Origin of the sequence: Mucilaginibacter lutimaris (assembly GCF_042676625.1) — a bacterium.
In the GTDB taxonomy this organism is placed as follows: Bacteria; Bacteroidota; Bacteroidia; order Sphingobacteriales; family Sphingobacteriaceae; genus Mucilaginibacter; species Mucilaginibacter lutimaris.
Genome location: NZ_JBHTIA010000008.1, coordinates 114,988 through 138,269 on the forward strand (window position 1 = coordinate 114,988; position 23,282 = coordinate 138,269).

Consider the following 23,282-nt stretch of genomic DNA (forward strand, 5'->3'; position numbering starts at 1 on the left):
TATTATAGTTTAACAAATTTGCCGTTACCAACAATTGCTTTGGTGTTGTTATTTATTATCTGCACAAAATATGTGCCCGGATAAAGGTTGCCAACATTATCCTGCCAATTAGCCTTTGCGGCTTTCGCGGTCCTTACAACTATTCCGCTTCCGTTTGTTATTTTAATAGTATACGTAGCTTCGGATTTTTCGTTAGGGTCGGTAACAGCTATGTTAACCATATCATTAACCGGGTTAGGGTAAATATTAAACAGTCTATCGGTAAGCCCGTTAGTGTTAGCGTACATCAGCGTAACTATTTTAGAGTAGCTGATGGTGCCGTTAATGTCATCCTGCTTTAAGCGATATTGGGCTGTGCCTTTAGGTGGGTTATTATCAACCAAAGTATAGGTGCCTTTACCGGTAGAAAGGAAGCCTACTACCACTTCAAAGGTTTTGCCGCCATCGGTACTACGCTCAACGGTAAAGTTGGTATAATTTGCCTCGTTCTCAATTGTCCAGGATAGTTTATTGCCATTGGTTACTTTAACGCCGGTAAAATCAAGCAGCCTTATAGCAAGTTGGTTGTTTTGGCGAATAACAAGTTTAAACCTTTGTTTGCCAAATGTTTCTTTAATAGCCTTATCGATATTAAAGTTATACGTATCGTGCGCACGCATGTCAAGCGAGTCTTTCTTGTAACTATCCATCAACCAAACCTGGTAAATAGCCGGTAAGTTTTTCAGATCCTCTATCCTTAGGCTATATATACCTGTAGTTGTAGCATCAACCGAAAGCTGTACCTCTTCCTGTATTAATTTAGGCAATGGTATCCGGTCGATGCTTAAGGCGATGTTATCTGCCGAGTAGGCAGATAAACTAACGAGGGCACCATTGCCGCCCAGGTCTAATGCATCCTCAGTATCGATGTATTTCAGGTCGTTTTTGTTATTTAATACAAATGCTACAGCATCGGTACTAACATCGTCTTTTATAAGCTTTAAACGCATAAAGCCGTCAATAGCATCACCGGTTGATGGTATTGATGTACTCATTAACGTTGTAACGGTTGCAGCGGGTGCCGATGTGGTACTTTTTGCCGACTCGCGGAAAGTTAAGGTTTGATTTGCCGCGTTTGCTATCACGAAAAAGCCCTGCCCGCTGGATATAAGATTATTCACCACCCCGTCGCTCGAAATTGCTCCTGTAGGTATAGCCGTATTTAAAGTAGTATCAGCAGTAGTTACGGTTGCTTTAGGCTGATAAGAAGCATATTGCTTTGAGGTTGAATTGTACTGCCATATGGTAGCATTTATAGGGGTGGTACCGTCGCCACCATAAATGGAAGAATTTGTACCGTTACGATTAAATTTTTCCCAATTGATGGGAGCTGCATATGGGTTACCAACAAGGTTATACCCTCTAACATTATTAGGCGCCACATTATTTAATATTGTTGATGTGTATAGCAGGGCTGTGCTGCCACTTGCCCATGGCTTAACTATGATAGTACCGCGATTAAGTGTGCCTGTTTGTGTGAAGGTTACATTTTCGGGGTAATCAAAAGGTGAGGTTGTTTTAGTGCCTGTTTGTGTGCCGTTATCAAGTATATTACTACCTCTAAAGAAGAACAGGAAGCCATTACCTACCGGCAAATAGGTTTGCGAATCATTTGTATTGGTAATAGTGTATTGGCTATTTATACCAAAAAGGTAAGACGGTGTTTTATTCAACTGTGTAATGCCTTTAAAATTTCCGGCTGCAAACGCGGTGTTATTAGGTACGACATCCTCCCTGAAAAGATATATGCTGGCGTTGGCAGTAGTACTTGTGCCTGTTGTAAAACCATTGGTTGCACCATTGGTACCTGTAACAATTGATGAGTTTTTAAGGAAATTGAGATCATAAACATTGTAACCCGATACTGTAGCTGCATATACAGGCGATGACATTAAACGATAACCCCGGCGTGCAAGGCTTGTCGGGCTGCCCGTTACATAACGTTCTACACTAAATAAGCCGGTTATGGTTGATGCGGTAGGTATAGGGCTAACATAAGCGGTTGCTGTAGCATCAGATTTTAAGGTTAATGTGGTACTCGAAGCTATATTAAGGTTACCTTTTGTAAAATTAAGCGAGGTGTAAATATCTACTGGTCCGCCGCTCATCGTAATTGTACCGCCTACCGAGTTATTTATGGTCATGTTACCAAGCTGGGCCGTATTTGCGGTAACCGAACCTGTGTACGTTTGAGACGCGACGGCCCCGGTCCAGGAAAGGCCTGAAGCGGTATTAGTACTTGTTATTTTACCGCCGCTACTATTGTAAATATTACAACCAACATTTAAGGTCGCCCCATTAAGATCTAAGGTAGCGGTGCTGCCAAGGGTAAGACCTGAAATAGTGACTGTACTGCCTGTAGTGAGTTTAGGATAATTGCCGGTTGTTGTATTGGGTATATTAAGTGTGGAAGTGCCATCTAAAGGCGGCGCAAGAACAGCTACAGAAGGCACACTACCGGATGATGAAGTCCAGTTGGCAGCAGCGGTAGGGTCGGTACTGGCGGCTGTAGTTTTCCAGGTATATACAATACCACCGCCAATTGCAGACACCGCCGCTGCAGATGTTGCCGTAATAGCCGTATTGGTGGTAGTGTAGGTTAGGTAATTATTTTGATTATTATATTCGGCTTTTATCCAATCGGCAGATTTTGCGATATTAGAAACCCTTATCTCATCTATATTGCCTTTAAAGAAGTTTGCCGCCGCAAAGTCCGATCCGATATAGATAGGGCCGCCCGTACCGGCCGCGGCGCCGGTAGTTGTGCTTCTGTCTGCAGCCCCATCATAATAAGTTATAAAGTTTGTACCGTTGTAAACACCTTGAACATAGTGCCATTGGCCGGTTGTAACAGCTGTACCGCCTGTTTCGTTGCGGTTAATTGTAGCCGTGCCGTTAGATGCACGGGTTTCAACCTCGGCTTTAACATTTGTAGTGGTTGTGCCATAAAAGCCAAGTTTGTAACCGCCGGTTGCATAACTCGTTTCGTTGGTAACTATTTTTTGATCGGTACTGGTATTAAAGTCAGTAACGTACGTCCATCCCGATAGGGTAAACGACCCTGTAGCATCTGCAGAGGCTGCAGATACAATCTTTGAACTACTACCGTCAAAGATGTAAGCAGATGTAATTTTGCCCGAGGTTGTGCTTGTAGTGCTTGTTGCCGTTGCAGATCGTTGGTTACTGGTGGCATCTAACACGGTACCGCTTGTTTCGTTAAGGTGATAAACTGCAAGATAATCGCTGCTCCAGGTGGCGTAAGCAAAAGTGGCATTATGCGCCGGGGCTGTAGAACCAAAATAAAATGTTAGTGGCGTTGCGGCAGATGTTACCGTTGGTACCTGCACCCAGGCTGTTAAAGTACCAGTTGCCGCGTCAAAGCTTTCTACCTGATAAAATAATTCATTACTGCTGCCGGTTTGAGTAAATGCGAAATCGTAACCGGATGTTCCGCCGTTTGGAAATTGTACATTGTTTGCACAATTAACTCCTGATTTTAAGGCATCTTCTTTAATATAAACCAACATCGGAAAATTGGTAAGTGTACCGGTATTGCCAAGGGCAGCTACAGTAATAGGTTGGCTAAACGCATAATTGCCCGCATTAAAGGTTTGGGTTACTATTATCGTTTTTGTTGTGCTGGCCGTACAGCCGTTGGCGTTTGTTGCGGTTAGGGTAACCGTTTTTAAGCCCGCAGTTGCCCAGCTTATGGTAATCGCATTCCCTGTAGTTGCCGATGGCGTTCCACCTGTTGTCCAAGAGTAAGTTATACCTGTTGTAGCGGTAGTGCTAAATGAGGCGGCTGTACCGGTAGCAACAGTGGCGGGGGACGTAATGGCCGGCGCGGTAGGTAACGCGTACAAAGTAGGCACAAAATTGGCGGTTGATGTACAACCGCCCGGCCCGCCAGTTACCGTAAGCACATAGGTGCCCGATACAGCCGCCGGGAAAGTTGTAATGTTGCTTGTGCCCGAAAGCACAACGCCATTAGGGTCTGTCCAGCTATATGTAGCGCCGGTAATAGCGTGCGTATATAGTGTTAAAGGCGAACCCGGACACACTGGGGCAGCATTGCCAATCAGGTTCAGGTTATCTGATGTACTAATAGTAGCGGCAGATAATTCGGTGTTATATATAGATACATCATCAATTTTACCTGCAAAATACGCGCTGGCAGGCGAGTTGGGCCATCCCCCAAGGTTGTTGCCGCCAATTTCCCAATACCCGCCAGCCTGCGGTTCTGCTGATGTATAAACCACATTTGAGCCCTTTAAAACATTATCAACATACAGCTTCATACCGGCCGAGGAGAGGGTACCTACAACATGGTGCCAATTGCCATCGTTATAGGTTGTTCCGGTACTAACGGTATTGGTGGCGCCGGAATATACCCCGAAAACCAGTTCGCCGGCGTTAGTCATATAAATATGCCTGTCGAAGCTGCCACCTCCATTTTGGAATTGCGAAAAACCGATGAGCCTGCCGCCTGAGGTTGTTGTAGTATTAAACCAAAGGCTAAGCGTAAAAACCTGTGGGTTTACAATAGATTTGGTGGTTTGTATATACTGGTTTGTACCATTAAAGTTATATGCGCTGCTTGCCGCCCCATATCTGTCGGTTGTTAATATAGGGCTGTTTTGAGGGATGCCGTCATTTTGATTGCCCGAAACATCCGTTGCATTGCCATTAAAGGGTAACGAAATGTACGCACTTGCAATAGGTGACGATACTTTGGGGTAGATGGTAGCAGTAACCGCGGTGCGCGTGCTGGTAGTACCATTAACAGTATAGTCCACATAAAAGGTAGTAGTTGCGCCAAGTGTCGGCGCATAAGTTGCACCAGTTGCAACCAGGGTGCCTCCCGTTGCCGCTGTATACCACCTATATGTACCTCCTGCAGGGCTACCGGTTGCTGTCATACTTACAGTACCGGCACCGCATAACGCAGTAGGTGTTGGTACTGTTGGCGGATTAGGATTAACCGTAATAGTTAACACCGTACTACCGCTGCCTGATCCATTATAAGCTGTTATAGTGTAACTTGTGGTGGCAGTTGGAGTTGTAGCCGTACCTGTAATGTTACCTGTTGTTGTACTAAAAGTAAGGCCGGCAGGCAAAATACCGCTTATAGAATATCCGCCGGTGGCAGGATATTTATAAACTGCATTTCCGCTGTAGCTGCTGGCATATAAATTCCCCTGCTTATCTGAGATAGTGCCTTCGGGGTCTGTAACACCGGTTATTGTTCTGATAAGTGTGCCCGACAGGCTATATATCTTAATGGAGCTATTACCGGAATCGCCAACATACAGGTTCCCGGCCGGGTCTACAGACATAGCTAAAGGGCCGTTGAACCCGGATGCAAAAACACCCTGGTAAACCCCGGCGGCGTTATATTTGGTAACGTTATTACCTACACGGTTCAAAACATAGATGTTGCCGCTATTATCTGTTACCACGCCATCGGGGTAATTTAAATTTGCTGTAGGTAAAGTAAGTAAAATGGTACCTGCTGTGTTAACTTTATACACGGCATTGGCAGAAGTAGATGTGTTACGATCTGTAACATAAATATTATCAGATGCATCAATATTAAGGCCAAGCGCGTGGGCAAGGCCGGTAAGGATACTTGATTGAAATACTCCTGCAGCGTTATATTTATCGAGCCTGCCGCTGCCCAAAGTAGTAGTGGTATTTAATATATATGCATTACCGCCCGAATCAAATACAATACCTACTGGAGCGTTAAATGTACCACCTGTACCAAATGTGCCTAAATAAGTACCAGTGGAATTATATTTTCTAATAACGTTGGTTGTGTAGTTGGTAATGTACAGGTTGCCTGATGCGTCAACAGCCATTCCGCTTGGCCCGCCAAAAGTTGTGCCTGTAAGGGGTACAGGTGTACCAAAGTTAACGGCAGCTACTGCGCCGCCTGTATTTGTAGGCGATAAAGTAGATATGGTAGTACCCGCCAAATAAACTTGTGGCGTATTATAAGAAATAACAGGTACCTGAGCAAATGTGTTTAATGTAAACAGCAAAGCCGCTACAAATATCCAGATGTGTAAACGTATCTTCAAACTACAGGTGTATTTAGTGCTATTTACCACTTAAAAAAGTGTATTTAGCTAATGGCAACTGTTGTTTTTATACGTTATATATTAAGTTAAAGTTTGGGTTTTTTAATCTGTTAAAAATTTACCAATCAAATAGCGATATTAAATTAACTAATTTGATGTGTATAACTGCTTTTGTATGAGGCAATTACAGGTAAGTTGGCTGCAAATAACTGCTTTTTTGCTTCTGATGCATTTTGTATGCGCCATAGATCATTGCAATAACTACCAAAACGTAAACCCAGGTATCTAGCGGGCATGGTTCATCATCGTCGGCACCGGCGCAGGGGTTTGTTATTTGCGCGAAAGAGATAGTATGGATAGTTAACAGGAAGATTATGGCAAATATCTTTTTTATCATGATCACTTACCCTTAATAAATGCGGTCTGTTACAGTTTTACAAATTTGCCATTACCAATTACAGTGCTGGTAGTATTATTAATTACCTGTACAAAGTAGGTTCCCGGTAACAGATCAGCAACATTAGTTTGCCAGGTAGCTTGTTTAGATACAGCATTCTTTACTAAAGATCCGCTACCGTTCGATATTTTAATGGTATAAGTAGTTGCAGTGGTTGCAGGATTAATAATGCTAACGTTTACAGTGTTGCTAACAGGGTTAGGATACACGTTAAATGCTTTAATAGTAACGGTTTCAACATCGGCATACATAATGTTTACCGTTTTAGAATAGCTGATGGTGCCGTTAACATCATCTTGTTTTAAACGGTATTGGTTTAAACCTTTTATAGGTTTGGTATCGGTAATGTTATACTTACCGTCACCTGTAGCATGCAGGCCGCCCACAATTTCAAATGTTTGGCCATTATCAATACTGCGCTCAACCGTATAATTTGTATAGTTGCCCTCATTTTCGGCTACCCAGGTAAGTTTAACACCTGTAGTAACCTTATCGCCGTTAAAACCTAAAAGTTTCAAACCAAGTTCGGGGTTTTGGCGAATGACTAAAGTAAAACGTTTATCACCGAAACTTTTAGCATTATTTCTGTCAATATTAAAGTTGTAGGTGGTGTTTGCGCGCATATCTAATGAGTCGCCTTTGAATGCGTCTTTCAGGAAAACCTGGTATAATGGCGGCAGGTTTTGAAGCATATCCATTTTTAACGAATATAAGCCTGTGGTATTACCATCAACTGTTATAGGTAATATTTGCGGGGTTAATTTTGGTAAAGGTACCCGGTTAATGCTCAGCAAGATATTATCAGCTGATATTGCCGATAAACTTACCTGCGCGCCGTTGCCGCCAATATCTAAAGCATCTTCTTCAGATGAGAACTTCGCGTCATTTTTATTATTCAACACAAATGTAACCGCATCTGTATTAACATCGTCTTTTGCAAGTTTAACCCTAAAAATGGCATCAGCAGATGCAGCGCCTGCAACTGGTGCTGTGGTCATTAATTGTTTTGAGGGCAGGCTCATTATTTTGGCTATGCTTGCAGTTGCGGGTAACGTAGAGGTTTTAGATGTTTCGCGAAAGGTAAGTGATTGTGTTGTAGGTGTTGTAGAATTAGCCACGATAAAAAAGCCCTGCCCGCTGGCTATCATATTGCTTGCAACGCCATCGCTTGATACGGCGTTACCCGGGGCAATGGTTGTTGTAGTATCAGCTACAGAAGTTATAGCATTGGTGTTTGGCTGATAACTTGCGTATTGCTTAGTTGTTGAATTATATACATATATGGTTGATGGCAAACTATTGCTGCCATATATTGAAGAGTTTACGCCGTTACGGTTATATTTTTCCCAGTTAATGGTTGATGGATAAGGGTTACCCACCAGGTTATAGCCTCTTATTGGCGCATTAGCTGCAAGGGCCGTGCTATAACCTAAAAATGCACTGCCTGGTGTATACCATGGCTTAACCGTAATACTGCCTGTATTGATAGTGCCCGAAGCGGTAAAGGTAGTTGCACCTGCTTTTGTGGTTGATATGGTTGCCGCATTTACATTGATGATGCCCCTATCGCCTCTAAAGAAAAATAGAAAGCCATTACCAACCGGAATATTGTAAGTGCTGGCTTCATTGTCAAAAGCATAGGGGATATTTGAAATATTATTTACCCCCCTGAAATTACCACCTGCAAATGATGTTTGCGATGGTGCAACATCTTCGCGAAAGAAATAAACGGTTGGACTACCACTTTTATCAAACCCACCGGTTGTTCCGGTTGAGCCGGTGATGTATGCATTGCTTTTTAAGTATGCCAACGAATAGTTGCTTCCGTCTGACGTTACGGGCGATGAAAATAAACGGTAACCCCTAACAGCCGAAATATAACGTTGTACAAATGTTTTAGCGGCGGCGCTTGTCAAGGTAGATCCGATCAATGCGCCTATAGATCCCGAGCCTGTAGCATCTGAAAGCAATGTAAGCGTACCATTATTTGTAACATTTACATATTGGGCGGAAAGTGTACCTGTTGGGCTGATTACTGTAGAACTTGATGAGCCAAATGTTAAAGTGCCCCTTGAAGCATTCGATGTGCCCGATAAAGCCAGGTTGCCGCCCGCGTCTACAGCTATACCGTTAGTAGCGGTTAGTGTGCTGGCCTTTAAAGAGAGGTTAGTAGCATTGTTAGTACTGCTAATAGTGTTAGGTCCTATTATAATTTTACTTACCGTTGTACTGGCAGAAAGGGTAGGCTGTGTTGTAAAGGTATTTGTTCCAACTCCGAACCGGGCTATATCTGATGAGCCCGGTACTGTATTATTCGCCCAATTTGCAGGCGTGCTCCAAAGATACTCGCCCGATGTAGCCGTTCCGCCTTTCCAGTCAAACCCTTTACCAAAGGTAATAGTAGTACTCGTTGCAGTGGTATTAGTATAAGAAATTGTGGTAGGAGAACCACTTGGTCGTTCTGTAAAATTATTCACACCAGAAATTGTTACTGTTCCGGTTGGCGGGTTTCCGTAATTCAAATTACTTAAAGTAGTTCCGGTAACAAAGTAATACTGAGGTGTAGATAAAGAGCCATCTGTATTTCCGCTTGAAGCAATGGTATCTCTCATATTAGATGCATATATGGCGTTGTTGCCGCTTCCGCTTAGTTGTACACCGGTAGCTACAGGCTGGTCTGTAGCTGTTGAATAATATGAATCGTATGACTTATAAATGGAACCCGAATTGCTACTAAAATAGTCATTTAAGCCTGGGCCTGTAGTTGAAAAATACATCTGGTTCCATATAGGGAAGTTACCTCGGCTTTGTACCTGCAATCCATAAAATATAACAGTTTGATTTTCACTATAGGGTGGTTGAGTAATGCCGTTTGAAGCGCTGTTTGCGTTTGTCCCTACAAATTTAAGGATACGTGTATACATATCAAACTTATCCCACTGGAAACGTGATGCAGTAGTACTGGTTGATTGTAAATAAGAATAGTAGTAAGTAAAAAATGTTGTGCTACCGGTGTTGTCAGAACCTATATTTACAAGTGTCTTCGCGGTTGTCATACCTGCAACATATTTATCTAAATAGATTGCCCATGTACCAGCCTTCATGCGTTGCACCTTTATCATATAAGCAGTTTGGTCGTTTGGTAAAGCCGTAGATAAGATGGGGTTATAGCGCCCACTACCTGCTACAGCATCATACCTATAACGTAATACAAGGTTTGTACCCACATGCGATATATAAAACCCCTGCATATTATTATCTGCATAACCGTTTGCTATAAGCCAATACCTCCAGGAGTTTTTGTTAGCAGCTATTTGGTCGGGGTCATCGTTTGACGAAGAACTATTGTTTTTATATATAAAATTCCACTCATAATCAGTTGAGTTAAGATTTATGCCTGAAGTGCCATTTCCTAAAAGATCCCAACGAATAGCGCTGACAGCATTTAAGTTAGTTGAGGCGAGGCTTACAGAGCCTTCGAGTGGTGAGCTGGTAGAAGCATCAATTGTAACGCTTGCTGATGTCCTGGTTGCGTTGCCATTACCAGATGCGCCTAAAGAAGAAATTGTACCGGCTGTTGCCGATTCGAAACTATTATAATAATAAGTTGAATTATCAGTATACTCCTGCGAATAAGCAATGTTAGTGGTTATACAGCAAGTAATAAATAATAAAAAATATACTAATTGTTTCAACGTATTAGGGGTCTTAGGCCTTGCTTTGCAAAAATTGTGCAAGGCCCTAAAATGTGCCCTGTTATTAATATTTTATGCAAAAACATACTAAATACGTAACGTTATGGACGTTAGATTGCGAAAAGTATTATTTTTATGAGGTCTTTGAATTAGTTAAAAACGGGTAATTAGATACACACAATGGGGAAATGATTTCACATCGCGCGCATTGAAGAATTTGCTTCCAACATTTGTTTATTATACGCACTTGGAAGGAATAAGCTATTGCAGAAAATATTTGCTGGTAATAGTAGATGCAAAAATCACTCCGTAATATTTTTAATTGCGCCATTAAATGCGGAAACTTGTAAATACGATGCCAATATCTTATGACAAAACTATACCGGGTATTATTATTAAACTTATTATGGTTTTGTTGTATAAGTCCGGCGTTTTCCCAGCGGCAAATTCCTGTAGATGCTTTTAAAAAGCAGCAACTGGATGCCTTATCTGTTCGTTCGGCTGAAAAATTTAACATCGGCCATCAAAAAGCCATCTCATTAGCCAAGGTAAATGGCTGGGCTATCCGCAGAACAACCAAGGCCGGTAATCTGGTTGCGCTTGAAGGTGTTAACAGCCATGGTTTCCCTATTTATTTAATTACCCATAACAACACAACCGCGGCTGCAACAACAGGTACCAATACCGTACAACCCGGTGGCGCGTTAGGCCTTAACCTTACCGGCGGCAGCACATTTTTAAATAATAAATTAGGCATGTGGGATGGTGGCGAGGTATACCAGGCACATCGCGAATTTGCTGATAAAACCATAACAGCCAGAGATAATACAGGGGTGATAGATCACTCTACACATGTTGCCGGTACCCTTATAGCTAAAGGTATAAATGCGCCGGCAAAAGGTATGGCTTATGAAGCGTCTACACTTTCGGCCTGGGATTTTGATAACGATGTATCCGAAATGAGCGCGGCTGCCACAGGGCTGTTGCTATCTAACCATTCGTATGGTGATGTTGGCGGGTGGGATTATAACAGCAGCGAGGCGCGATGGGAATGGTATGGCCTGCCCGGCGATAATGAAGATTATAACTTCGGCTTTTATGACTCGCGGGTGCAGTCTTTTGACCAGATAGCCTACAACGCCCCTTATTACTTAATTGTAGAATCGGCAGGTAACAGCCGCTCAAGTAACGGCCCGGCTGTAGGTACAGCCTATTACGGGTTTGCCAGCCGCACCAATCCTACATTTGTAAACAAAGGGCCCAGGCCCGCAAACATCAGCAGTAATGATGGTTACGATATTATTACTACTACGGGTAACGCAAAAAATATACTTACAGTAGGTTCGGTAGGCCCGTTGCCAAATGGCCCGGTTAACCGTAATGATGTGGCTATATCATACTTTAGTAGCTGGGGACCAACAGATGACGGTCGCATCAAACCGGATATTGTTGGTGATGGCGAAGGTATCTTATCCACAGGCACACAAGGCCCGGGCTCATATCTGACATTATCGGGCACGTCAATGGCGGCACCCAATGTTACAGGCTCCTTATACCTGTTGCAGGAATATTACGCGCAAAAAAACAATGGCGCTTTTATGCGTGCCGCAACTTTAAAAGGCCTGGCCTGCCACACCGCTTTTGATGCCGGGAAGGTTGGCCCCGATTATATTTATGGCTGGGGGCTTTTAGATATGAAGAGCGCCGCACAGGCCATTACAGATAATGGTACAAAAAGCATGCTTAACGAAGCAACTTTAATCCAGGGGCAGATCCGAACATTTAAGGTGACCGCATCGGGCGTTGGGCCTTTAGCCGTTACCATATCATGGACTGACCCTGAAGGTACGCCAACTGCCGGTACCACTATAAACGACCGTACCCCAAAGCTGGTGAATGACCTCGACCTGCGTATAAATGACGGAGCGACCACATATTCACCCTGGGTATTATCGCCCGATAACCCATCGGCACCGGCTACCAACGGCGATAACATAAGGGATAATATTGAGCAGGTTTATATTGCCAATGCCGTACCGGGTAAAGAGTATACCATTACCATTTCGCACAAAGGTACCCTAAGATCGGGAAGCCAGGCATATTCGGTTATTGTAACGGGAGCGGGTGGCAGTCCATATTGTGCCTCTGCACCGGCATCAACTACCGATTCTAAGATCATCAGGTTCTCCTTATCTAATGTTACCTATACTGCGCCGGTCGGTTGCACAGGTTTTACTGATAATACAGGTACATCTATTCAACTGGAGGCAGGTAAAACTTACCCATATAGTATAATGTTAGGCACATGCGGCGCTAATTTTAATAAAGCCGCGAAAATATTTATCGACTGGAATGGAAATGGCACTTTTGATGATGATGAACTTGCGGTAACTACAGCTATAATAAGTGCTACAGGCACTATTAGTGGAAATTTAACTGTGCCGGCTACCGTTTCCCCGGGCAATATCAGCCTTTTGCGTATTGTACTCAACGAAACAAACGCGGCATCGTCCATCACCGCATGCGGTACATATGCCAAAGGAGAAACACAAGATTACCGTGTGCAATTCTTAAAACCCGCTGCTGATGCCGGAGCTATTGCCATAACAAATGCCGATGCCGGGGTTACCTGTGCAACGGCTGTTGCTGTAACCGTAAGGCTTAAAAATTTTGGCAGCGCCGCTATTAGCAATATCCCGGTTACGGTAACGGTTGCAATAAATAACAATACGGTAACCACGTTTAATGAAATATATGGGGGTACGCTTAGTCCGGCAGAAGAAACAGATTTTACCATTAGCGGAAAGTTTAATACTACACCCGGAGCTACTTACACCGTACTGGCCGAAACAAAATTACCCGGCGATCCTATTATCTCTAATGATAAGGCTACCGGCAACATAACTATAGGCATACCGCCGGAGATAAGTAACCTGCAGGCTTATTTTTGTGCCAACACCAATTCGTACTTACTCCTGGGCAATGGCGATGGCGAAGTGTTTTGGTATAAAGCGCCGACTGATGCCATCCCGGTAGGCTACGGCTCGCCGGCAAGTGTTACTACCGCACCGGTCAATAATACGTTTTATGCCGGATTAAATGATTTTAGCGGGAAGGTAGGCCCGATAAACAAAAATTTTTTCCCGACAGGTGGGTATAACCAGTTTACAACAAGCGTAAATATCACCACTAAAATACCAGTGGTTATAGAGAGTGCCAGGCTATATATTGGTAACCCGGGCCGCATAACCTTTACTGCGACTAATAGCAATGGCGAAGTAGTATCGGCGGTTACCCTTAATGTTACAGCTACCCGTACAACAGCGGCGCCCGGCGAACAACCTAACGATGTTGCCGACCAGGGTAAAATTTATACGCTTAATTTAACCTTACCGGCCGCCGGTGATTATACCATAACACCAACTTATGAGAATGGCGCAACTATATATCGTAATAAAGATGGTGTTACGGGATACCCGTTCTCTGTGAGCGATTTATTCTCAATAGCTGGGAATACAGCTACCCCAAATCCCGAAAGCTATTACTACTATTTTTACGATATGCAATTACGCAGCCCCGGTTGCGCATCGGTAACACGCGTGCCTGTAACTATTACCAGGCCCGTAATTACCCAAACAGGTGATGTTTTAACATCGAGTATCAACACCAACAACCAATGGCTGCTGAATGGTGAGGTAATAAAAGGTGCTACTACTGCAGCTTATACACCATTAGTAAGCGGTAACTATCAGGTGCAGGTTACGCTGGATAATGGGTGTTTAGCCGTGTCTGATAAATTTGCTTATGCTATAGTAGCTAAAAATCCCGACGGGGGAACGGATATTGGTTTAACGGTATTCCCTGTTCCTGCAACCACTTATTTGAATGTTGTATTTGAGGCTAAGGATGCGGGTAACCTTGGTATTTCATTAGTGAACACTGCCGGGCAGGTAGTGTATAAAACTACGCAAAAGGTAAATGCGGCGGGCAACTATAGCACTGTGATCAACACTACTGATATATTGCCGGGGAATTACATTTTAAAACTCAACTTGGGCAATAAGGTGTACTCCAAAAAAGTAATAATTATAAAATAACAACAAAGCCTGTGCAATTGCACAGGCTTTGTTGTTTATAAGATATGTTATTCCGTTTAAAACGTGTATTTTAAGCCTAAGCCCGGGGCAAGGTCAAAAAATGGCCCGGTAGCCAGTTCAAGGCGCGGGTTAAGATCAAGGCTGAATGCGATTGGCGAATCTTTCAATTTATACTCAAGGCCCAAAACCCCATCGGCGCCAAGTAATATATGGCTATCATTATAAACGTTATCATCACTGCCAAAGCGCTTGTATACCCCTTTACCTACCGAGCCAAGGTGGGCACCAAAGCCGTAATAAAATTTTAGCAGCGGTGTGCTAAAGGCGGGCTGGTGTAATTCGTATAAGCCGGTTAGCACAGCGCCATGGTTACGTATACCAAGCACACCTTCAATAGCGGTGGTGCTGTTCATAAAATATTTAACAGACACGCCGTTTTCGTAACCGCCAAATTTTAAGCCAACGGCTGTGTTGTAATCTTGCGCGTGCAGGGTTTTGCCTGCAAATAAAAACGAAGTGAGTAATAGTGCAATGAGTGTAAATTTTTTCATGTAGGGTAGTTTTTAAGTAGGTGCCTTTATAAAATTAATGCAGGCTACCTTAGTTTGAAGGTGGTTTTTGCGTTATAAACGGCGAAAATGCCATTTTATGCTGTTTTTACGAAATTTATAATGGATATATTTTAAATGCCATTGATTACCAAATTCAAAAATATTAGCGATCTGATGCGTTGCAAATATGCTTTTAAATGGGTTAAATTGCCAAAATAATTCGTTTATAGTATGAGTTTAAGGTCACGGATATCTATTAAAATAATTATATCAGTCTTATTTACTTGGCAAATTGCGTTAGCGCAAGATCAGCCTTCTGCTAACTTTTCTTATAAGAATGGGATGGTGGTATGCGCCTATCCAGATGCTGCAAAGGCCGGGCTCGAGATTCTAAAAAAGGGTGGTAACGCGGTTGATGCAGCCATAACTGTACAGTTTGCACTGGCTGTTACCCATCCCCAGGCGGGTAATATTGGCGGGGGCGGTTTTATGGTTTATCGGCCGGCAAAAGGTTCTCCAACTACGCTGGATTTCAGGGAGATGGCACCCGCCAAGGCAACTGCTGATATGTATCTTGACCATGCGGGCAATGTAATACCGGATATGAGTTTATACACCCACCAGGCATCGGGTGTGCCCGGCTCTGTTGACGGTATGGTGCAGGCGCACAAAAGATTCGGCAAGCTAAAGTGGGCAACGCTGGTACAGCCCGCAATTAACCTCGCTTTTAAAGGGTTTAAAATGACAAAACGCCTGGCATCAGATATTAACCGCACTACTTCGGAATTTAAGAAATTAAACCCCGGTAAAAATTACCTCATTAAAAAGGAAGGTTATAAAGAGGGCGACATACTAATACAGGAAGATTTGGGCAAAACGCTGGCTGCCATTCGCGATAGGGGCCGTGCAGGTTTTTACGAAGGTCCGGTTGCAGATTTAATAGTTGCCGAAATGCAGGCAGGAAAAGGCTTATTCACCAAAGCTGACCTGAAGGGCTATCATTCAGTATGGCGTAAGCCTGTTACGGGCAAATATAAAAACTATAATATTATTACCATGCCGCCACCATCAAGCGGGGGTATTGCATTACTGCAGTTACTGCGTTCTGTAGAAAAATATCCTTTACACCACTTTGGTTTTAATAGCGATAGCACAGTTCAATTAATTACCGAAGCCGAGCGCAGGGTTTATGCCGACCGCTCCAAATATCTTGGCGACCCTGATTTTTACAAAGTGCCTGTAGACAGCCTTCTGAACCATGAATATATCGACGGGCGAATGCAAACTTTCAACTGGGATGCGGCAACCCCAAGCAGCAGCATACAGCCCGGTGCTTTTGTTGGTTACGAAAGTGACCAAACCACGCATTACTCTATTGTTGATAAGGATGGGAACGCGGTATCTATTACCACTACATTGAATGATACATTCGGTTCTAAAATATTTGTGGCCGGCGCGGGCTTTTTGCTTAATAACGAGATGGATGATTTTAGCTCGAAACCCGGTGTGCCTAATATGTATGGCCTTATTGGTGGTAAAGCCAATAGCATACAGCCGGGCAAGCGTATGCTATCGAGCATGACGCCAACTATCGTCGAAAAAAACGGCAAGCTGTTTATGGTAGTAGGCACGCCCGGCGGTTCTACAATTATCACCTCGGTTTTTCAAACAGTGTTAAATGTATTAGAATTTGATATGGACATGCAACAAGCAGTAAGTGCAAAGCGTTTCCACCATCAATGGCTGCCTGATGATGTAGAAATTGAAACAGGAGCTTTAAGCGACGATGTGAAAAATAAGCTCACTAAAAAAGGATACAAGCTATCGGGCAGGGGAGCCATCGGTCGTGTGGATGCTATTTTAAAAACAGAAACCGGCTATGAGGGTGGTGCCGACCCACGAGGTGATGATACCGCGATAGGGTGGTAAAAGAATGCAATAAAAGTAATATCGAACACCTAATTGTAAATGATGAATGATAAAGTGAACTTCGATATTGGACATTCGAAATTCATTATTCGATATTATTCGGCTTTAAAAATGTTATGTTTGTGAAGTATGCGAAGCAGTGTAAAACACCAGGAAACAATTGATTACTTTTTAAAGATCGTTTGGCAAACAGTTGCCAACCGGTACAACCAGTTAGTTACTGAATTTGGTATTACACAATCTATCGGTTACCTGCTTATTAATATTGATGAGGAGGGCACAACCGTATCGCAGGCAGCGGCATTGCTGGGGCTTAAGTCTACCAGCTTATCGCGCATGTTGAACCAACTGGAACAAACCGGACTTATTTACCGCGAATCAAACAAAGGGGATAAGCGATCGGTAAAGATATATTTGACCGACCTGGGTAAAGAAAAACGGCAGCTTGCCAAAAACGTTGTAAAACAGTTTAATAACTATTTAAACGCCCATATTAGCGATGCAGATAAGCAGTATTTAACGGATATGCTTAAAAAAATTAACCAGCTTACACTTAATTACAAACCCTGAACGTTAGCTTTTAGCAACCGCTAATTGTTAAAAAGTGTTAAGCTGCTGTATTTGCGATTTAAAACAATAAATTTGCCTTTTGAAAACTGAATGAACAGGGTACTGCTGATATTATTCTTATGTGTAGTTTGTTTTACCTCCTGCAAAAAAGGTTACGACCCTGTTGCTGATGAGCGAACGCAAGCCGATATAGATCAGAAGATAATTGAAGATTATGTAGCAGCCACGCCGGGTTTAGGTGCCAAAATTAAACAGATCGACAGCGCCGGTATTAAAACAGGTGTATATTATGTTGAAGAAAGGGCGGGAACCGGTAATGCGATATTTACAAATTCGACCCGTATAACAATAGATTACACCAGCAGAATACTCACAACCGGAGAGGTGTTTGCGCAAAGCAACAACTTTCATCCTTCATTTACATTGGGTGAGGTTTTAAGGGCCTGGAAACTTGGAATACCGTACGCGAAAAAAGGCGGTAAGATCCGTATTATAGCGGCATCCCGTTATGGTTACGGGCCTTACGACCAGCCGGAGATTAAATTGCCTGCAAATAGTGTGGTTGATTTTGATATTGAACTTTTAGATGTAACGAACTAACTTTAGATGAAACAAAAGATCTTTACTTTTTTATTAATAACAGTTGTAGCACTAAGCGCTTGTAAAAAACTTGATAACCAGCCGGATATCAGGGAATTTGATAAGCAGCAGATAGATGCTTATATTAAGGCTAACGGCTTAAATGACTTTAAGGCAGATACTACCAAAGATGGCACCGGCACTACCGGTATGTATTATAAAATTTTGATGCCTGGAAGTGGTGATACCTTAAAATATTCTGATAAAATATCGCTGGTTTATACCCTGAAAACTTTTGACGGTAAATACGTATCGTCTGATACCATTAACAACCACATGAGCGAATTTTTGGGGCACTTAACTGCTGCTAATTTGCCAAAAGGTTTGCAATTGGCTATACACAACCTGCTTCAATATAAAGGTGCAAGCATGCGTTTGCTCATACCATCGCGTTTAGCCTATGGCGTAAACGGCTTTGGATCGGGTAGTATAACTAATGTAAACAGCCGCATTGCCGGTAACCAAAGCCTTGATTATTATGTGCATGTAATTGGCAATCAAAATGCCTATGACGACTTGGTCATTAAAAATTACATGACTGCTAATAACTTAACGGGTTTCCAGAAAGATTCGTCAGACGTTAATGCCAAAGCCCATTATTGGTATAAAGTTACCACACCCGGCACCGGTACACCCGGCCAAATTAATGAGTTTTCTACCATTACCACCAATTACGCGGGTGCGTTGCTAAATGGTTTTGTTTTTGATAACTCTGCTGCAACTACAGCAACTACTTTAACGCCTTACAATTTAATTGACGGTGTAGAACAAGCACTAACAAAACATGCTGTAACAGGTACAACAATATCCATAATTGTACCATCGGCATTAGGTTATGGCCCAACAGCGCAAACCTCTATACCGGCAAATTCGGTGCTTAGGTTCGAGTTTACCGTAACTAAAGTTGAATAGCCTTAGGCTATTTATTTAATGCAGCTTTAAAGGCTTTTAAACATCTGTCGCGCGCAAAAGCGTGGTCAACAATGGGTTTTGGATACTTGCTGAAGTCGGCGTATTCCGGAACCCATTTTTTTATGTACTCTAATTTGGGGTCAAACTTCTTCAACTGGCTATCCGGGTTAAATATCCTAAAGTATGGCGCAGCATCGGTGCCGCTGCCGGCCGCCCACTGCCAACCGCCTACATTGCTGGCCATTTCATAATCTAACAATTTGCGGGCAAAATAACCTTCGCCCCAGCGCCAGTCTATCAGTAGGTCTTTACTTAAAAAGCTGGCTACAACCATACGCACGCGGTTATGCATGTAGCCTGTCGTGTTTAACTCGCGCATCCCTGCATCCACCAATGGAAAACCTGTTTTACCCTGGCACCAGGCTTCAAACTGCTCTTCGTTGTTAAGCCATTTAATACGGTCATATTCGGGCCTAAACGCCTTATTTCTCGTTTCCGGGAAATGATGAAGGATCATCATGTAAAACTCTCTCCATATTAACTCGTTAAGCCAGGTTTTGTCATGCGCCTCATTAGCATCGCGTGCGCAGCGCCTGATGCTTACGGTACCAAAACGCAGGTGTACTCCAACATGAGAAGTGCCGGTTATGGCAGGGAAATCGCGGTTTTTAGCGTAATGTTCAATTACACTATCATACTCTTTCTCCGGGTAGTCAATTTCACTTTTCTCAAACCCCATCTCTTCTAAAGCAGGTAATGCAGGGGCTTTAAATTTAAACAGGTTTTTTAAATACTTTTGGGTAGGGTAGGCCTTAAGATAAAACGGCTTTAGCTTTTGATACCATTTGTTTTTATAAGGTGTGTAAACAGTATATGGTTTGCCATCGTCTTTGGTTACTTCATTCTTTTCAAAAATTACCTGGTCCTTATACGTTTTAAACTCAATGTTATGTTTAGCCAGCAGTGCTTTTACCTCGTTGTCACGGTCATCGGCATAGGCAGGTTCATAATCATGGTTGGTAAAAACGGCGGCTATGTTGTATTGTTTAATAAGCTTTGCCCAGGCGTGTTCAGCATGGTCATATACAACCAATACACCGCTGTGGTGCTTAAGGCACTTTTCATTAACTTCTTTAATGGCTTTGTAAATAAAGCTAACGCGGGCGTCATCTTTGTCTTCCAGCTTATCTAATATTTCTTTATCAAAAATAAACAAGGGCATTACAGGGTTGCCACTTTTAAGGGCATGGTACAGGCCGGCATTATCCTCTACCCGCAAATCGCGGCGAAACCAAAAAACACTAATGGGGGTATCTTTATCCATAAATTTCTTTTAAAGCCGAAGCTACATCCGGGTATTTAAAGTTAAACCCCGCGTCTTCAATTTTTTGTGCTGATGCCTTTGTGCTGCCCAATACCAGGCTTGCCATTTCGCCAAACAGCAGCTTTATTAAAAAAGCAGGCACGTTTGGGGCCCAAAGCGGGCGGTGTAACTGTTTGGCAACTGCTATGGTCAGTTCTTTGTTGGTTACAGGATGCGGTGCAACCATGTTATATACCCCGCTAAGTTGTTCGTTATTTAAGCCCGTTAAATACATATCAATAGCATCCCGGTGGTGGATCCACGGTACCCATTGCTCGCCGGAACCTAATGGCGAGCCCACAGCGAGTTTTACAGGCATGGCTAATTGTGGCAAAGCCCCCCCTTTGGTAGTAAGTACCACACCTGTACGAAATTTTAGTATCCGGATATCGAACTGTTTGCCTTCATCCACCGCTTTTTCCCAGGCTATACAACAATTACCAATAAAATCTTGCCCGGGTTGGCTGTTTTCTGTCAGTAACTCATTGCCACGATTGCCGCCATAATAGTTAATGCCCGATGCTGATATAACCGTATGCACCCTATGCGCTTTCTCTTGCATTAAAGCATATATAAGAGCTATGGACATGGTGCGGCTTTCTACTATTTCTCTTTTGCGTTCATCCGTCCAGCGTTTATCTGCAATGCCTGCACCCGCAAGGTGTATAATAGTATCAACGCCATCTATACAGTGCGGGTCAATCTGCCCTTTAGCCACGTCCCATATAAATGTTTTTACATGAGGGTTTTTGCCCGGGCTGCGGCTTAAGTGGCTTACGGTATGGCCGAGTGCTAAAAGCGCGTCAGTTAGTTCGCGGCCCAGCAGGCCCGACCCGCCGGTTATGAGGATGTTTTTATCAGACATGTTATAGGTTATGTATTATTGGGATGAATGGAAATTTGAAGTAATTGCTTCATAACCGGTTCAGCGCCCTATATTAAATTTGTTTTTTCTGTTCCTTAAAATCTGTTATACGTTTTGCCATACCCTTAAATATAAAAAGGTGGAATGGCCACATGAGGTACCAATACAGCCTTCCCCATAACCCCCTGGGCCTAAAGGTAGCAACCTGGCTTAAAAAAGCCTGATTGTGTCGCTCAATAATTTTAAACTCGAGCCATGCCTCGCCCGGTAATTTCATTTCGGCATATAGCAGCAGGCGGTTATTAATTTTATCTGCAAGAAGTACCCGCCAAAAATCTATAACATCGCCCGGCGAAACGCTAATGCTACTGGTGCGCCCCCGCCTTGAACCTACGCCGCCAAATAATTTATCTAAAAACCCACGGATGCTCCAGATCCAATCCCAATAATACCAGCCACGGTTACCCCCGATGGCCATAATATTTTGAAGTACCTCGGCACTATCGCGCTTAAAGGGTTGTTTTACTTTGTATTCGAGGGTGCCGTTTTGCGGTACTTTTATCTGGTCCATAAAGCCCGATGTAAGGTAGCCGTTGTTAAGTGCATCTTTCCAGCTGCTTACTATTGAGTTTTGTTCTATTTTATTGAACGCCAGCTTCAATGCTTCCTCATATGTAAGGCAATCGCGCTTAACCACAGTATCAATATCGTGGTCCTTCATAATGGTTTCGTTCTTCATGCTATCAACCAGGCTTTGTGCAAGCGAGTAGCTGGTTGATGTTACAAAGTATAACCAGTATGACGAGATCTTGGGCGAAAGGAATGGGATAGTAATAATATATCGCTTAAGCTTACGCACCCTGGCATAGGTAAGCATCATCTGCTTAAAAGTAAGTATGTCGGGCCCGCCAATATCAAATGTTTTATTGAATGACGCATCGTTCAAAAGCACTCCTTCAAGATAAGCCAATACATCGCGGATAGCAATAGGCTGGCATTTGGTGTTAACCCAACGCGGAACGGTCATAATGGGCAACTTTTCTGTAAGGTCGCGAATGATCTCGAATGATGAACTGCCCGAACCGATAATGATGGCTGCCCTTAATACAGTTACTGCCGCTTTAGCTTCTTTTAAAACATCTTCTACATGCCTTCGGGACAGTAAGTGATCAGACAGATCATTATCATTGGTAATGCCACTGAGATAAATTATTTGCCTGCAATTAGTTTTGTTTATGGCCTGAGCGAAATTATGTGCCGATAAGGCTTCAAGCATAGCAAAATCATTTGCCTGGGCCATTGAATGTACAAGGTAATAAGCGGCGTCTATATCATCAGGAAAGCTTTGTATGCTTTCTTCTTTTAGCAAATCGCCTGTTAGCAAGGTGACTTTATCGCTGTAGTTGTTTTGTTCATGAAAGCGGCGTTTGTCGCGCACAAGACAAACAACAGTATGGCCTTTTTCCAGTAAGACGGGTATAAGGCGTGCACCTATATATCCGTTAGCACCTGCAAGTAACACTTTCATGCAATTGCAACAAACATTAAGGCCCCGGTGTTTTAAAATCGGTATTTAGAAGTTGTTTGCTATAAACTCAAAATGTTATTTGGCCAATTAATATTGGCACGAATTTATTAACTGTAAAAAAATAATTAAACTTTGTAAACATTTTAACGTCTGACTATGTTAAATGCATATTAAGAGTTAATATTATGTTTACGCAAACTTTTCAATTAATTGTAGTATTTACTACAGCTACCGTTATTGTTTTATTAGGGGCATACGCTGTTTATTGCCATAACCGTGCAAGTGCATTTGCACACACGGGCAGGTTAACAGATGTACAAACATGGGCAATGAAATCAACTTTAAGTTGGATAGCGACTATTGTTTTAATACTTGCAGCTATAACGCCCCTTATTATTGACTAATAATTGTACACTAACCAATTGTACATAACCTGATCATTGTTAAGGTTGTTGCTTTTCTGAATTAACAGTAGAGTATAAATCTTTTTTAACCTAATCCTCGTTTATCTATTAATAGGATATTAAAATAATGTTAATTCGGAACTTTCGTGT

Annotated in this window: 13 protein-coding genes; 6 read left to right on the forward strand and 7 right to left on the reverse strand. The window is 42.8% G+C overall.

Features of this window, described 5'->3' with window-relative positions:
* Positions 1-2: 2 nt before the first annotated feature.
* From ACFQZI_RS12015 to ACFQZI_RS12025, 3 genes are all read right to left on the reverse strand, one after another.
* Complete coding sequence (locus ACFQZI_RS12015; protein ID WP_377142799.1) at positions 3-6,122, reverse strand: LamG-like jellyroll fold domain-containing protein; 6,120 nt, start codon at positions 6,120-6,122, stop codon at positions 3-5.
* 184 nt (positions 6,123-6,306) lie between these two features.
* A complete protein-coding gene (locus tag ACFQZI_RS12020; RefSeq protein WP_377142800.1) occupies positions 6,307-6,519 on the reverse strand; it encodes a hypothetical protein in 213 nt (70 codons plus the stop codon).
* 29 nt (positions 6,520-6,548) lie between these two features.
* The gene (locus tag ACFQZI_RS12025; protein WP_377142801.1) at positions 6,549-10,274 is read right to left on the reverse strand and encodes a T9SS type A sorting domain-containing protein; all 3,726 of its coding nucleotides are present in this window, start codon (positions 10,272-10,274) and stop codon (positions 6,549-6,551) included.
* A gap of 368 nt (positions 10,275-10,642) precedes the next feature.
* On the opposite strand from ACFQZI_RS12025, the gene ACFQZI_RS12030 reads away from it, so the two are divergent.
* Positions 10,643-14,371, forward strand: a complete 3,729-nt coding sequence (locus ACFQZI_RS12030; protein WP_377142802.1) for a S8 family serine peptidase — start codon at positions 10,643-10,645, stop codon at positions 14,369-14,371.
* A gap of 56 nt (positions 14,372-14,427) precedes the next feature.
* Here ACFQZI_RS12030 and ACFQZI_RS12035 read toward each other — a convergent pair whose 3' ends face one another.
* A complete protein-coding gene (locus ACFQZI_RS12035) occupies positions 14,428-14,922 on the reverse strand; it encodes a hypothetical protein (RefSeq protein WP_377142803.1) in 495 nt (164 codons plus the stop codon).
* A 231-nt stretch (positions 14,923-15,153) separates the two neighbouring features.
* On the opposite strand from ACFQZI_RS12035, the gene ggt reads away from it, so the two are divergent.
* The 4 genes from ggt (at position 15,154) to ACFQZI_RS12055 (ending at position 18,972) form a co-directional block, all read left to right on the forward strand.
* Positions 15,154-16,851, forward strand: a complete 1,698-nt coding sequence (gene ggt, locus ACFQZI_RS12040; RefSeq protein ID WP_377142804.1) for a gamma-glutamyltransferase — start codon at positions 15,154-15,156, stop codon at positions 16,849-16,851.
* Between the two features lie 129 nt (positions 16,852-16,980).
* Positions 16,981-17,421, forward strand: coding sequence for a MarR family winged helix-turn-helix transcriptional regulator (locus tag ACFQZI_RS12045; protein WP_377142805.1), 441 nt, complete (start codon positions 16,981-16,983; stop codon positions 17,419-17,421).
* A 90-nt stretch (positions 17,422-17,511) separates the two neighbouring features.
* Positions 17,512-18,021: an FKBP-type peptidyl-prolyl cis-trans isomerase gene (locus ACFQZI_RS12050; RefSeq protein ID WP_377142806.1), complete on the forward strand. Its 510-nt coding sequence runs from the start codon at positions 17,512-17,514 to the stop codon at positions 18,019-18,021.
* Between the two features lie 6 nt (positions 18,022-18,027).
* On the forward strand, positions 18,028-18,972 hold the full coding sequence (locus ACFQZI_RS12055; RefSeq protein WP_377142807.1) for an FKBP-type peptidyl-prolyl cis-trans isomerase: 945 nt from the start codon (positions 18,028-18,030) through the stop codon (positions 18,970-18,972).
* Between the two features lie 7 nt (positions 18,973-18,979).
* On the opposite strand, the gene ACFQZI_RS12060 is transcribed toward ACFQZI_RS12055, so the two are convergent.
* The 3 genes from ACFQZI_RS12060 to ACFQZI_RS12070 all read right to left on the reverse strand — a co-directional run bounded on the left by ACFQZI_RS12060 (position 18,980) and on the right by ACFQZI_RS12070 (position 22,728).
* On the reverse strand, positions 18,980-20,296 hold the full coding sequence (locus ACFQZI_RS12060) for a cryptochrome/photolyase family protein (protein ID WP_377142808.1): 1,317 nt from the start codon (positions 20,294-20,296) through the stop codon (positions 18,980-18,982).
* Positions 20,289-21,200 (reverse strand): TIGR01777 family oxidoreductase, encoded by a 912-nt coding sequence (locus tag ACFQZI_RS12065; RefSeq protein WP_377142809.1) that lies wholly within the window; start codon positions 21,198-21,200, stop codon positions 20,289-20,291. The genes ACFQZI_RS12060 and ACFQZI_RS12065 overlap by 8 nt, the downstream gene beginning before the upstream one ends.
* Positions 21,201-21,273: 73 nt before the next feature.
* Positions 21,274-22,728 (reverse strand): SDR family oxidoreductase, encoded by a 1,455-nt coding sequence (locus ACFQZI_RS12070; RefSeq protein WP_377142810.1) that lies wholly within the window; start codon positions 22,726-22,728, stop codon positions 21,274-21,276.
* A gap of 185 nt (positions 22,729-22,913) precedes the next feature.
* Between ACFQZI_RS12070 and ACFQZI_RS12075 the strand changes: the two genes are divergently transcribed.
* Positions 22,914-23,132, forward strand: coding sequence for a hypothetical protein (locus ACFQZI_RS12075; RefSeq protein WP_377142811.1), 219 nt, complete (start codon positions 22,914-22,916; stop codon positions 23,130-23,132).
* The last annotated feature ends 150 nt before the right edge of the window (positions 23,133-23,282 follow it).

Bases quoted from the DNA above. Each gene is read 5' to 3' on its own strand.
- ACFQZI_RS12020 (WP_377142800.1), bottom strand. From the start codon at position 6,519: ATGATAAAAAAGATATTTGCCATAATCTTCCTGTTAACTATCCATACT.
- ACFQZI_RS12030 (WP_377142802.1), top strand. From the start codon at position 10,643: ATGACAAAACTATACCGGGTATTATTATTAAACTTATTATGGTTTTGT.
- ACFQZI_RS12035 (WP_377142803.1), bottom strand. From the start codon at position 14,922: ATGAAAAAATTTACACTCATTGCACTATTACTCACTTCGTTTTTATTT.
- ggt (WP_377142804.1), top strand. From the start codon at position 15,154: ATGAGTTTAAGGTCACGGATATCTATTAAAATAATTATATCAGTCTTA.
- ACFQZI_RS12045 (WP_377142805.1), top strand. From the start codon at position 16,981: ATGCGAAGCAGTGTAAAACACCAGGAAACAATTGATTACTTTTTAAAG.
- ACFQZI_RS12050 (WP_377142806.1), top strand. From the start codon at position 17,512: ATGAACAGGGTACTGCTGATATTATTCTTATGTGTAGTTTGTTTTACC.
- ACFQZI_RS12055 (WP_377142807.1), top strand. From the start codon at position 18,028: ATGAAACAAAAGATCTTTACTTTTTTATTAATAACAGTTGTAGCACTA.
- ACFQZI_RS12060 (WP_377142808.1), bottom strand. From the start codon at position 20,296: ATGGATAAAGATACCCCCATTAGTGTTTTTTGGTTTCGCCGCGATTTG.
- ACFQZI_RS12065 (WP_377142809.1), bottom strand. From the start codon at position 21,200: ATGTCTGATAAAAACATCCTCATAACCGGCGGGTCGGGCCTGCTGGGC.
- ACFQZI_RS12070 (WP_377142810.1), bottom strand. From the start codon at position 22,728: ATGAAAGTGTTACTTGCAGGTGCTAACGGATATATAGGTGCACGCCTT.
- ACFQZI_RS12075 (WP_377142811.1), top strand. From the start codon at position 22,914: ATGTTTACGCAAACTTTTCAATTAATTGTAGTATTTACTACAGCTACC.